We start from the raw sequence: 12443 nt of genomic DNA, 5'->3' as shown, positions 1-12443 counted from the left end.
TCCGGTGAACCAATTCATTTAAGTGAAAATTAGTCGAAGGATAAAATTATGACTTTTTCCCAAAATTTTTCTGCCATTGTCGTTGCCCTGGCTGTTATCGCGAGCACCCAGGTTGCCGCCCAAAACACCGCGTCCACAGCGCAACAAAGCTGGCCCTTCCCGTCCGATATGTCGCCGACCTTCGATCCGAAGTTCATCGACGTTCACATCAATGATGCAAAGGCGCTGGGGCAGTTGCAGATCGCCGAGCGCGCGCTGTACGGTCAGATGGGGATTTATGCCTATTGCGAAACCGCAAACGGCGCGCGCGAACTCGCCCCGTTTGGATCCCCGCCCAACCAGATCCTCAACCTCAAGCGCGAGCAGGCGACCACCAACGCGCAATCCCTGCTTTCGGGCAATCGCGGCACTAGGCGCTTCGTCTATGATCGCGCTTGCCTGGCGAATGGCCGGATCTCGATCCAGATCCAGACAAACCTGAAACGGCGCGGGCCCATCGCCCGGCGCGACACCAATTTCGGCTATCGCTCGACCAAGATCTATCTCGACCAGCTGCCGCGGTTGAATCAGTCGCAGGGCGGCATCTCGGGCACCCAACGGGGTCGCTGGCAATTCAACACCTCGGACACGGGTGGAACCCGCGATCTCTATCGTCCGTTCGGCCAGACTTTCGAGCTGTATGGCAGCATTCAGCTCGCCCGTTGACGGGTGTATCCCGCCATGCTGCCGCGGAACGGCGGCGCGCCAAGGAAGATAGGGGCCGCCGCCGCATCCCGCCGATCGTCAGGCGGTCCCAGCCCCGTTTCAGCAATGACCAGGAGTAGCCCCGATGCCTCGTACGATCCTTTTCACCGCACCCACCATCCTTGCACTGCTCGCCGCTTGCGGCGGCGCTGCGCCGGTTGATCTCGATACAGCCGATGGCAGCGCCGATTTCACCATGAAAGATGGCACCGCAATTTCGACCGACACAACCGGCAAGGGCATGACTCCGCCGGACAATCTGCCTGATTTCGCTCCGATCTTTCCTGGCGGCACTGTTCAGCAGGTGATGGTGAATGATCGTTCGCCCACCAAGGGGATCATTTCTTATACGGCCAAGGCCAGCATTGACGAGGTCGCCCGCTTCTACATCGGCAAGGCCCAGACTGCGGGACTTGATCTGAAGCAGGATGATACGCCGTCCGATCAGTCGCGCTCGATCACTTTCGTGAAATCGCCCGAACCCGGTGTGGATATCGGCTTTCAGGCGAATATCAGCTCGGGCTACCAGCCAGAAGGCATGGTCAATGTCGCGCTGACTTATGCGGGGCCGGGGTGATCAGCGCCGCAACCGTTTCACCACGCCATCGGCAAGCGGGCGGGCGGACAGCGTAACCTCGCGGTCCGCCGCTGCGCTTGCCCAGGCATTCCCGTTGGGGTTGAGGGCGCGCGCACGCGGGGCCCGGTCGCGCAGTTTTTGCACTGCGGTGAAGTAATCTTCGTTCTTGTGATAGCCGAACTGGACCGCATTGCCGCGTACGTCCATGTCGTCATGCTGGAGCAGAACACCGTCGTCACGCCCGATGACGAGGAGCCGCCCGGCATGGCGATACAGGCCGCCGACATAGGGAACAGCCGGCACCGGATCATGATTGACCACGATCCGAAGATTATCGGGAACTGCGCGTTCGAAAGCATCGGCGAAGGTGGGATTGCCGACCCGCGGCGCGCCTGATGTGATGACGGTGATGCTGGCGAAATCAGCCCCGCGGTTCACGGCCATATCATAGGCCATCAGCTGCGCGATCGCGCCGCCCAGGCTGTGACCGGTGATGTACAGGTGAACGCCTGTCTGGCCGCTCAGCCCTTGTAGCACCTGCGAGCGAAGCTTGAGATAGCTTCCCTGGAATCCGGCATGGACCAGGGCCTGACCGCGTTGCGCTGCCGGAATGAAGGATGGCTGGACCTGCCTGATGTTACCATCCAGCAGCACTCCAGCTGTAACCGTGTCACGGAACGAATCGCCTTTGGTTCCGCGAAAGGCGACAACAATGGCATTGCCCTTTTTCGCGACCGCCGCGCGCAACAGTGAATCGCGCAAACCGCCATCGTTGATGATTCCCCGTCCCAGCAATTGCCAGCCCATGCGCTGATATTCCCGCGCAGCAGCTACATCACCGCTGGTCTGGCGATCGCCCCTTTGCGAGACGGCCCGGACGTGGCGTTGCATTTCGAATGCGGTGGCGATTTTCGAAGGGGTCAGATCGCGTCCATGAACAAGCCCGTGGCTGGTATCGGCCCCAGCCCCTGAACCTGCGGCGGAACTGGCAGCAGCGGGCCGGCTGAAGCCGGTGATCCACTGGCGATACTTGGCCGGTGCACCGTTGATGAACCGCGAGCGGTTGCCCGGCAGGCGGAAATTGATGATTGGCGGTGGGGTGTCGGCGGTGCGCGTACCGGTCCACCGACGATCGGCAGCCCCTGCATTATGCGCTGGCAAGGGCGCAGATTCCCACGCCCACGCCCCGGCGAAGCGGCGGTTGTCAGGATCAAGCCTGAATTCGGCATAGCCGATATTCCCATCGGGATTGACGAAAACCGCCCGTACCCGGCCTGTTGAGGCATCGATGATACCCTCGATGGTGCCGTCCCTGTAATCGCCGAAAACATGGTCGTCGTTCTGGACCAGCCGCAGCTGACCATAGGGCGTATCCCAGGCACCCTGCCATTGCTGTGCCGCCACGGGCGCGGCGCTTACGGCGGCGACAACGCAAACCGCAGCAGCGACCGGCTGTAGAAAATCATGCATCTGCTTCTCCCAGAGATTGTGGCCCGGCTATGTCAGCGGCGCGGGGTCTGCGTGGTGTTCGGAACAGGGGCATCGGGCATCATCGGCATCGGCTCATTCGGGTCAGCCATGTTAGGGTGGTCTGGCAGCATCCCTGCACTTTCCGCTTCCCAATCCGTCGTCGCAGACATGGGACTGCCATCCAAACCCGCGTCAGTCGGATCATCATCGGGTTGGCCGGTTCCGAGAATGGTGCTGGCTCTATCGGCTGTGCGGTCGATCCCGTCGGCCACCTGTCTGACCTGTGTCACCGAACGTTCGAGGCTCGCAGCCGAGCTCTCGATATCTGTGGCTTTCTGCTCGATGCGCTCAAGCGCGCGGCCGATCCTGCCGAACAGGCCTTGCGCATGGGCGGGCGGAGCAAGCCCCGGGGCAACCATGATCACTAGCGCACTGAGCGTCAGCACCCTGCGATGAGTGCGGTATTGTGCGGTCGGTTGCATCCCAATCTCCTTGCAACGTCCATGGGTGAGTGCCGGGGCACGCCGTTTTGGGCCGCACAAGGATCAGAGCCACAAAGCGTCGCTGACCGTGCCACCGGGTTGACGGAGAGAATGACCCTTCAGCCATCCCACTGCGTTGCCTTGGCTTTATCGGTCGAAAGCGATCCCCGCATACACCATATGACTTAGGCGACACATTTCGCTGCGGCTTTTGCGCGCGTGGTCGGTGGGCGCCGCAGACAAGCAGGCGCAGATGATCGCGATCTTCGCCGAACAGGGTGGGGCAGGTCGACCGGAAAAGGCGCTAATGTTGTGGATTGCCCGGTTTCAAAGGCAATGTGTCGCTTTGAAGCCCTGCTGCTACTCGGCGTCTTTCCACACGGCGGCAGATGCCCGCCGGTTATGCGTTTCGACAAACCGGGCGAGGTTGTCGGTGCCTTCGGGCAGCTTCCAGCCCACGGTGAAACCGAAATTGGCGAAAGCGAAGATCAGCAGATCGGCAAAGGTGAACCGGCCCAGCGCGATGTGGTTTCTGCTCCCTAGAAACCCGTCGAACATCCGCCATTTTGCGTCCGCCATGGAGGAAAGTTCCGCGCCCGCTTCGGGCGAGACGACTGCCATGCGCGGTTCGAACATCGGACGGCCTGCACCGGCGCGGAAGCCCATCGTCATCGGCACCACCACCTCCTGATCGAACAGGCGTGCCCACTTGCGCACCATGGCGCGCTCCACCGGAGTTTCTCCGAACAGGTTGGGCTCCGGGTGATGTTCCTCGATGAATTCGCAGATCGGCCAGCTTTCGGTCAGGCAGGTGCCATCATCCAGCTCCAGCGTGGGCGTGGTGCCGAGCGGGTTTTTCGCCACGTAATCCGCATCCTGCCGGTTCTGGCCGGAGATGATGTCATAGTGGACACGCTGGAAATCCTTCCCCTCTTCCAGCCCCTTTTCGATCATGAACATCCGCACAAGACGCGGGTTGGGGCCGAGGCTGGAATGCAGAATGGTCATGCGTGTCTCTCCCGAATGGTCTGGCAGCGGTTCTAGTGGCGCGCGGGCCACCCGTCGCCCTCATAAATCCGCTAGGCCAGACAGGAAAATCGCTTGCACGAAGCCACTGTATTGCGCCAGTAATGCACCATGGATCAAACGACCGACCTCGCGCCCGCTGCCCCCTCCGCCACCGGGCCGCTTGACGATGACGAGGCGCTGACGAAGCTGCATCCCAATTATGCCCACGCCTTGCGGCTGCGTACCACCTTTACAGCAATCCCGTTCCTGATCGGCGCATTGGTGCTGGAAACGGCCTTGCGCGATCAGGCGCTGTTTCCGCCCGGAGTGATCGCCGGGCCGGTGCTGCTGATCGCGCTGGCGCTGATCATCCGCATTCCCAGCCGCCGATATCACGCGCGCGGATACCAGATCAGTGCCGACCGGCTGCGGGTGGTGCGCGGCATTCTGTTCCGGTCGGACACAGTGGTGCCGTTCGGGCGGGTGCAGCACATCGATGTGCACCAGGGCCCGCTCGACCGGTTCTTCGGCATCGCCACGCTGACCTTGCACACCGCAGGCAACCATAATTCCAGCGTAGCCCTGCCCGGCCTGGGCGAGCCGTTGGCGCGCGAGATGCGCGAAGATATCCGTGCGCATATCCGCCGCGAGTCAATGTGAGGTTCGTCTGATGAACGAGCCGCAACGCACTGCGCCGGTCAGCGTCGTCCTCGGCGCGATTGCCAGTATCCGCAGCGCGATCATTCCGGCGATTGCGATCGCTTTTTCCGGCATTGGCGGTTCGGGCCGGATTGTGGTCGCGATTAGTGTCGGGCTGGCAGCGGCGGTGATTGGCATGGCGGTCAGCTATATCGGCTGGCGGCGGCTGACCTACACCATTGGGGAAACCGATATCCGGGTGGAAAGCGGTATTCTCAGCCGCGCGGCGCGGTCTGTGCCGTTCGAGCGGATTCAGGATGTCAGCCTTGAAGCCAAGCCCTTGCCGCGCCTGTTCGGGCTGGTTTCGGTCAAGTTTGAAACCGGTGCAGGCGGGGGCGATGATCTCGCACTGGAATACCTTGCCAGCGCCGAGGGTGAACGCCTGCGCCAACTGGTGCGGGAACGTCGCGAGGATGAAGCGGCATCAACCTCTGGCAGCGGCGCTGCGGTGGAAGCCGAAGCCGATGGCGAAGTGCTTTATGCCATCTCTCCGCGCCGGCTGCTCACCTTCGGCCTGTTCGAATTCTCGCTCGCGGTGTTCGCGGTGCTGGGCGGCTTGCTGCAATATGTCGATACCGTCTCCGATCTCGATATCTGGAATGTCGATCTGTGGCGCGGCTGGCTGGAAGAACAGGGCAGTTTTCTGGCCAGCCTAGGCCGCTATGCGCAGGTGGCAGGGGCGGCCGCCGGGCTGATCGGGTTGGTGTTCATCGGCATTGCTACCGGTGTGGTGCGCACCGCTTTACGCGATTGGGGATTCACGCTGACCCGGTCATCGCGCGGATTCCGGCGTCAGCGCGGATTGCTGACCCGCACCGATGTGGTGATGCCCGCGCACCGGGTTCAGGGGATCGTGATCGGCACCGGTCTATTGCGGTATCGGTTCGGTTGGCACGGCCTCAGCTTTGTCAGCCTCGCGCAGGATGCCGAAAGCGAAAGTCACGAGGTCGCGCCGTTTGCAAAGATGGAGGAAATCGCCCCGATTGTCAGCGCGGCAGGGTTCCACCTGCCAGACGACACGACGCGATGGCAGCACGCGAGCAAGCGCCAGCGCACTGACAAGGCCGTGCTTGATGCGTTGCCCTTTGCGCTTGCGTTGATCCCCGTCGCGATCTTTGCGCCGTTCGGCTTTGCCTTCATTCCGCTGGGCTTGGCCGTGGTGGCGGTGGCGGCCAATCTCTACGCGTGGGAATTCCGGCGCTTTGCACTCGACAAGGCGCAGATTTTTTCGACCACCGGGCTGATGTCACCCACCAGCCGGATCGCGACGCGGCTGAAACTCCATTCAGTCGAAATCGCGCAGGGGCCGCTGGCGCGCTGGCGCGGCTATGCCACGGTGCATCTGGGGCTGGCGGGCGGAACCTTTGCCATTCCCGGCGTGCCTCTGGCCGAAGCGCGCAGTCTGCGGGCACAGGTGCTGGAGACGATTGCGGCGACCGATTATTCGCGGCTCGATGCGCCGTTGGAAGATGGGGCGCTGGAAGAAGCTGGCGATCAGGCTTTCAGCGCGGCCCAATCCGGGTTTTCGGAAAACTTGGCGGCAACATAGCTGCAATCGGGGCGGATCAGGAAGTCCTGCCGGCCTGCGTCTTCGACCAGCCGTTCCACCAGCGCTGCCGCCACACCGCGCCCGCCGATCGCGCGCGGCACGATGGTATGCGCGGCGATCCGCACCTCTTTGCCGTCACGTGCCGTGCCCGGCTCCCATTCGAGATAGCCTTCCTCGGTCTCGCCTTCGACCACCGCGACATAGCGTCCGCCTTGTCCTGCGACGTGGTGGGTGATTGTCACCTGTGCCGGTTCGTTGCTCATCTGCGGTCGCTCCGTGGTGTTTGGCTGCTTGTATTGGCGGCGTTGGCGGTTAGAGGCGAATGCCGATGACACTCGCGAAACCTTTCCTGTCCGACAACGCCGCTGCCGTCCACCCCAAGCTGTGGGAGGCGATGCGCAAGGCCGACGAACCGGACAATCCATACGACGGAGACGCGCTTTCGGGCGAGCTTGACGCGCATTTCACCGCGCTGTTCGGCCGGGAATGCGCCGCTTTGTGGGTGGCGACGGGGACTGCGGCCAATTGCCTGGCGCTTGCCACGATGTGCGCCCCCCATGGCGGCGTGGTGTGTCATGCCGAAGCACACATCGAGGTCGATGAAGGCGGCGCACCGGGGTTCTATCTCCACGGTGCCAAGCTGATGCACGCTGATGGCGAAGGTGCAAAGCTGACGCCGCAGGGTATCGCCGCTGTGATCGACCCGATCCGCAATGATGTGCATCAGGTGCAGCCGCATGCCATCGCGATCACGCAGGCGAGCGAATATGGCTGCACCTATTCGCCCGATGAACTCGGCGCGCTGGGGGCGTTTGCGAAGGAGCGCCGGCTGGGCCTGCACATGGACGGGGCGCGGTTCGCCAATGCGGCTGCGTTTCTGGGCGGATCACCCGAAACGGCGGCACGCAGCGCCAGCGGCCCGGTCGATAGCCTCGCCTTCGGCTTCATCAAGAACGGCGGCATGGGGGCCGAGGCGGTGATCATGTTTGACCCTGAGGCTGCGATGCAGGTGCGTTACCGCCGCAAGCGTGCCGGACACCTGCAATGCAAGGGCCGCTATCTTGCCGCGCAGATACTGGCGATGTTGGATAACGGACTGTGGCTCGCCAACGCGGCTCATGCCAACGCGGCGGCGCAGGAAGTGGCGGCGGGTTGCGCCGACCGCCTGCTGCACCCGGTCGAGGCAAACGAGCTGTTCGTGCGCCTGACCCCAGCGGAGCGTGACGCGCTGCGCTCGCAGGATTTCGCCTTTTATGACTGGGGCGCCGATTCCGCCCGGTTCGTCACTGCCTGGAACACCCGCAGCGAAGACGCCGTCGCACTCGGCAAGGCCATCACCGCCCTATGACAACCGTATCCGCGCCGTCGATGCTTAGCGCGAAAGTGCTGATCCCCTTTATGCTAACTGGCACGATCTGGGGGTCGACCTGGTTTGTCATCACCGGCCAGATTGCCGATGTGCCTGCGGCGTGGAGCGTATTTTATCGCTTCATGCTGGCGACGCCTGCACTGTTCGTGCTCGCGGTGATCATGGGCAACCGGCTGCGCCTGAACCGGCCCGAACATCTGCTCGCGCTGGGTGTAGGCATTGCGCAGTTCAGCGGCAATTTCCTGTTCGTCTATCATTCCGAACAGCACATCACATCGGGCATTGTCGCGGTGATGTTCGCGCTGCTGATGGTGCCTAATGCGATCTTCGCCAAGGTCTTCATCGGCGAAAAGGTGCAGCCGGGCTTCATTGGCGGGAGCTTAGTCGCGATTGCGGGCGTAGCCATGCTGCTGGTGCACGAATGGCGCGTCGCCCCGCTGGACGGGAATGTGGGCCTCGGCATTGCGTTGGCCATCGGCGGGATGCTGGCTGCGTCCATTGCCAACGTGGTGCAGGCCAACCCCACCGGGCGCGGCGTGCCGATGGTCAGCCTGCTCGCATGGGCGATGCTTTACGGGACGATCTTCGACTTTGTTTATGCCTTCGTAACGGCCGGCCCGCCGGCATTGCCGGCGGCATGGCAATTCTGGGCGGGAACGGCCTATCTCGCGATCATCGGATCGGTCGTCACCTTCCCGCTGCATTACAATCTGGTGCGCGAGATTGGCGCGGGGAAAACGGCTTATAATGCGATCGTCACGGTCTGCGTGGCGATGCTGCTGTCGACGCTGTTCGAAGGCTTCAAATGGGATGCGCTGTCGATAGGCGGTATGGCGCTCGCGCTGATCGGCATGGGGCTGGCCCTTCGGGCAAGACGGGTGAAGGCGGTGCAGGTGCAGCAATCCGGTGCGCTGCGGCGTTAGATTTTCCGTGCGCCCTCCGGCGCACGGTCCTCGCTCGACGCGCAGCAAAACTGCGCCCGCTGCGGGCGGGCGGTCGCCCTTGCGGCCCTGCGGGCCGTCGCGCCATTATTAAACGAGCGCCGCTAGCCCTTCGTCATAGGTTGGAAATTGCGGCCGCCAGCCCAGCACCCGCTTGGCCTTGCCATTGGCGACCCGGCGGTTTTCCATGTAGAACCCGCGCGCCATTTCCGACAGGTTGGCTTCCTCCAGCGTTTCCAGCGGCGGCGGCTCCAGCCCGAGCAGACGGCAGGCGTGTTCGGTAACGGCGTTCCCGCTCGCTGGCAGATCGTCACCGAGATTATAGGCGCCCGGGGCTGCGTCTTGTACCAGCGCGGCAACCACTCCGCTGACGATATCATCGACATGGATACGGCTGAACACCTGATCCGGCAGATCGATCCGTCGCGCCTTGCCCTCTCGCACCCGGTCCAATGCGCTGCGGCCCGGCCCATAGATGCCCGGCAGGCGAAACACCCGCGCATCCATGCCAAGCCATGCGAGGTCAGCCTCGGCGCGGGCGTTTCTGCGGCCTTCACCGGATTGCGCGATGGTCGGGGTTGCTTCGTCGACCCATGCGCCCTGCCGGTCGCCGTAAACCCCGGTGGAAGAAAGATAGCCGAGCCGCTTTCCTGCAATATCATCCGCATAGCGTTCAAGCACCAGATCGGCCCCGGATTGCCGCGCAGGCGGGACGGAAGACAGCACATGGATACAGCCATCGAGCGCCGCGCGAACGGCATCCGGATCGTCAAAGTCGATATTGCCCGCGCTGCCGGTGGCATCGACCTGCCACCCGCGCATTTCCAGCGCACCGGCAATCCGGCTCGCGGTGTATCCAAGGCCAAAGATGAACAATCGCGCCATGCAGATGTCCCTGCCGCTGGACTGGCGCGCAAATCAACCTAAATCGGGTGGCATGGATATCGCAACCACCCCGACGAACCCCCAAGGCAACCCGGAAATCGCGGATGCCGCCCCGACCCCGCAAGATCCCCCGGTAATCCGGCGTGAGGATTACAAGCCCTTCCCTTGGTTGGTGCCGTCGACGAAGCTGGCCTTCTTTCTCGGCCTGGAGGAAACACGCGTTTCCGCCACGCTCAAGGTCGAACCGAACCCGGCGGCAGAAGCGGCCGCCACGCTGCGTCTGAACGGCGACGGGATTACGCCTCTTGCGGTGACTGTTGACGGCGAAGACACAGACGCCTGGGAGATGGACGGCCCCGATCTCGTCATTCCCCTCAGCGCCGCGCCGCACGAGGTGAGCATCCTCAACGGCATAAAGCCCAGCGCCAACACCCAGTTGATGGGCCTTTATGCTTCGAACGGGATGCTCTGCACTCAATGCGAATCGGAAGGGTTCCGGCGGATCACTTTCTTCCCCGACCGGCCCGATGTGCTGTCAGTCTATCAGGTGCTGATGGAGGGCGATCCCTCGGCCTTCCCGATTCTTCTGTGCAACGGCAACAAGGTGGCAGAGGGCGTGCGCGAAAACGGCACGCATTGGGCCGAGTGGCATGATCCCTGGCCCAAGCCGTCCTATCTCTTTGCGCTGGTAGCGGGCGATCTGGTGGCGAACTCCAAGCCCTTCACGACCCGCTCGGGCCGCGAAGTCGAATGCAACGTCTGGGTTCGCGCCGAAGACCTCGAACGCACCGACCACGCGCTGGAATCGCTCCATCGTTCGATGAAGTGGGATGAAGACGTGTTCGGCCGCGAATATGATCTCGATCTCTACAACATTGTCGCCGTCAGCGATTTCAACATGGGGGCGATGGAGAACAAGGGGCTCAACGTCTTCAACACCAAATATGTGCTGGCCGATCCCGACACCGCCACCGATGCCGATTTTGACGCGGTCGAAGGCGTGATCGCGCACGAATATTTCCACAACTGGTCGGGCAACCGCATCACCTGCCGCGACTGGTTCCAGCTATCGCTGAAGGAGGGCTTCACCGTCCTGCGCGACCAATTGTTCTCGCAGGACATGCGGGGCGAGGCGGTCAAGCGGATCGAGGACGTGCGGATCCTGCGCGCTGCCCAGTTCCCCGAAGATGGCGGGCCACTGGCCCACCCGATCCGGCCCGACAGCTACCGCGAGATCAGCAATTTCTATACCGCCACCGTTTATAACAAGGGCGCGGAAGTCATCCGCATGATGCGCAGCATCGTCGGGGAGAAGCGATTCCGCGCCGGCACCGATCTCTACTTTTATCGTCACGATGGCGAGGCGGCGACCTGCGAGGATTTCATCACCGCGATCGAGGACGGAGCAGGGGTTGACCTGACGCAGTTCCGCCGCTGGTATTCGCAAGCCGGCACGCCGCGTGTCACCGTGCGTCAAGCGGTGGAGGGCGATAGCCTTGTTCTCACCCTCAACCAGCACGTGCCTGCCACTCCCGGCCAGCCTGACAAGCTGCCGATGCCGGTTCCGCTGCGGGTTGCGGTGCATTCACGCGCAAACGGCACCCTCGGCGATGAAAAGCTGATCATTCTTGCCGATGCCGAGCAAGCCTTCACCTTGCCGCTGGACGGCCCCGATCCGGTGGTGTCGATCAATCGCAGTTTCACTGCTCCGGTGGTGATCGAGCGGGCCTTGCAAAGCGAAGACCTCGTGTTCCTCGCCGCTCAGGACAATGATCCCTTCGCCCGTTCCGAAGCCTTGCAGGAGCTTGCCGTCAGCCATCTGGTCGGCATAGCGAGCGGCGAATTCTCCGCCGCCGAACAGGCTGCGGGCGAGGCTGCGATTATCGACGCTTTCCGTTCCAGCCTTGCCGATGCGGCGCTCGAAGATGCCATGCGCGGCGAATTGATGGTGCTTCCCAGCGAAACCTACCTGTTCGAAGTCATGGCCAGCGGGGCCCGCAAAGCCGATCCGGGCGCGATCCATACCGCGCGCGAGGGGTTGAAATCGGCCATCGGCGCGGCGCTCGCGGACGAATTGCAGGCTCTCCACGCCCGGGCATCGGCGGTGATGCTGGACGATCCGGCCGGACGCGGCGCGCGCAAGGTCAAAACTCTCGCCCTTGCCTTGATTGCGGCAGCTGATCCCGCCCGTGCCGCCACGCTGGCGGCGGCACAATATGATGCGGCAGACAACATGACCGACCGGCAGGGCGCGCTGATGGTGCTGTGCGGGCTCGACCATCCGGCGCGGGCCGAAAAGCTGGCGGCGTTTCACGAACGCTACAGTGACAATCCGCTGGTGGTGGACAAGTGGTTTACTTTGCAGGCACTTTCGCTTCACTCCGATGTGATCCAGCACGTGCGCGATCTGGCCGAACACCCTGATTTCACCATGAAGAACCCCAACCGCGTGCGATCGCTGCACATGGCATTTGCGGGCAACCCCAAGGGCTTCCATGCCGCGAGCGGCGAAGGTTACCGGATGGTGGCCGACGTGATCCTCGCGCTTGATCCGATCAACCCGCAAACTGCGGCCCGGTTCGTGCCAGCACTCGGACGGTGGCGCCGGATCGAGCCGGTGCGCGCGAGCCTGATGAAGGGCGAACTGGAACGGATCATGGCGGCGGGCAATCTGTCACGCGACACCTTCGAGCAGGTCAGCCGCTCGCTGGAGGGGTAA

Annotated in this window: 12 protein-coding genes; 7 read left to right on the top strand and 5 right to left on the bottom strand. The window is 62.9% G+C overall.

Translation table 11 applies throughout. The annotated features are described in order from the left end of the window. Positions 1 to 48 precede the first annotated feature (48 nt). Positions 49 to 705 (top strand): hypothetical protein, encoded by a 657-nt coding sequence (locus IP79_RS07195; protein ID WP_054118580.1) that lies wholly within the window; start codon positions 49 to 51, stop codon positions 703 to 705. Between the two features lie 124 nt (positions 706 to 829). Continuing rightward, on the top strand, positions 830 to 1321 hold the full coding sequence (locus IP79_RS07190) for a hypothetical protein (RefSeq protein WP_054118579.1): 492 nt from the start codon (positions 830 to 832) through the stop codon (positions 1319 to 1321). Here IP79_RS07190 and IP79_RS15670 read toward each other — a convergent pair whose 3' ends face one another. The 3 genes from IP79_RS15670 to IP79_RS07175 all read right to left on the bottom strand — a co-directional run bounded on the left by IP79_RS15670 (position 1322) and on the right by IP79_RS07175 (position 4281). Continuing rightward, positions 1322 to 2791, bottom strand: a complete 1470-nt coding sequence (locus IP79_RS15670) for a lipase family protein (RefSeq protein WP_054118578.1) — start codon at positions 2789 to 2791, stop codon at positions 1322 to 1324. Positions 2792 to 2823: 32 nt separating this feature from the next. After that, positions 2824 to 3273 carry a hypothetical protein gene (locus IP79_RS07180; protein WP_156318172.1) on the bottom strand — a complete coding sequence of 150 codons (450 nt, stop codon included), beginning with the start codon at positions 3271 to 3273 and terminating at the stop codon, positions 2824 to 2826. Positions 3274 to 3633: 360 nt separating this feature from the next. Further along, complete coding sequence (locus tag IP79_RS07175) at positions 3634 to 4281, bottom strand: glutathione S-transferase family protein (RefSeq protein WP_054118576.1); 648 nt, start codon at positions 4279 to 4281, stop codon at positions 3634 to 3636. 129 nt (positions 4282 to 4410) lie between these two features. Here IP79_RS07175 and IP79_RS07170 point away from each other — a divergent pair, with 129 nt between their 5' ends. Both IP79_RS07170 and IP79_RS07165 read left to right on the top strand, forming a co-directional pair. Continuing rightward, positions 4411 to 4941 (top strand): PH domain-containing protein, encoded by a 531-nt coding sequence (locus IP79_RS07170; protein ID WP_054118575.1) that lies wholly within the window; start codon positions 4411 to 4413, stop codon positions 4939 to 4941. Between the two features lie 10 nt (positions 4942 to 4951). After that, positions 4952 to 6529: a PH domain-containing protein gene (locus IP79_RS07165; protein WP_054118574.1), complete on the top strand. Its 1578-nt coding sequence runs from the start codon at positions 4952 to 4954 to the stop codon at positions 6527 to 6529. Here the strand turns inward: IP79_RS07165 and IP79_RS07160 are convergent. Continuing rightward, a complete protein-coding gene (locus IP79_RS07160; protein WP_054118573.1) occupies positions 6475 to 6792 on the bottom strand; it encodes a GNAT family N-acetyltransferase in 318 nt (105 codons plus the stop codon). The genes IP79_RS07165 and IP79_RS07160 overlap by 55 nt on opposite strands. Before the next feature lie 65 nt (positions 6793 to 6857). Between IP79_RS07160 and IP79_RS07155 the strand changes: the two genes are divergently transcribed. After that, entirely contained in the window at positions 6858 to 7877 is a 1020-nt protein-coding gene (locus tag IP79_RS07155; protein ID WP_054118973.1) for a threonine aldolase family protein, read from the top strand. Next, positions 7874 to 8821 (top strand): DMT family transporter, encoded by a 948-nt coding sequence (locus IP79_RS07150; protein WP_054118572.1) that lies wholly within the window; start codon positions 7874 to 7876, stop codon positions 8819 to 8821. Before IP79_RS07155 ends, IP79_RS07150 begins: the two co-directional genes overlap by 4 nt. Positions 8822 to 8929: 108 nt before the next feature. On the opposite strand, the gene IP79_RS07145 is transcribed toward IP79_RS07150, so the two are convergent. Continuing rightward, complete coding sequence (locus IP79_RS07145) at positions 8930 to 9724, bottom strand: epimerase (protein ID WP_054118571.1); 795 nt, start codon at positions 9722 to 9724, stop codon at positions 8930 to 8932. A 52-nt stretch (positions 9725 to 9776) separates the two neighbouring features. Between IP79_RS07145 and pepN the strand changes: the two genes are divergently transcribed. Then, entirely contained in the window at positions 9777 to 12443 is a 2667-nt protein-coding gene (gene pepN / locus IP79_RS07140; protein ID WP_054118570.1) for an aminopeptidase N, read from the top strand.

The sequence above is a fragment of the Porphyrobacter sp. AAP60 genome, from assembly GCF_001296025.1.
GTDB lineage: Bacteria > Pseudomonadota > Alphaproteobacteria > Sphingomonadales > Sphingomonadaceae > Erythrobacter.
The sequence above is the reverse complement of the archived record's forward strand: the minus strand, read 5'-3'. Positions and strand labels throughout refer to the sequence as shown.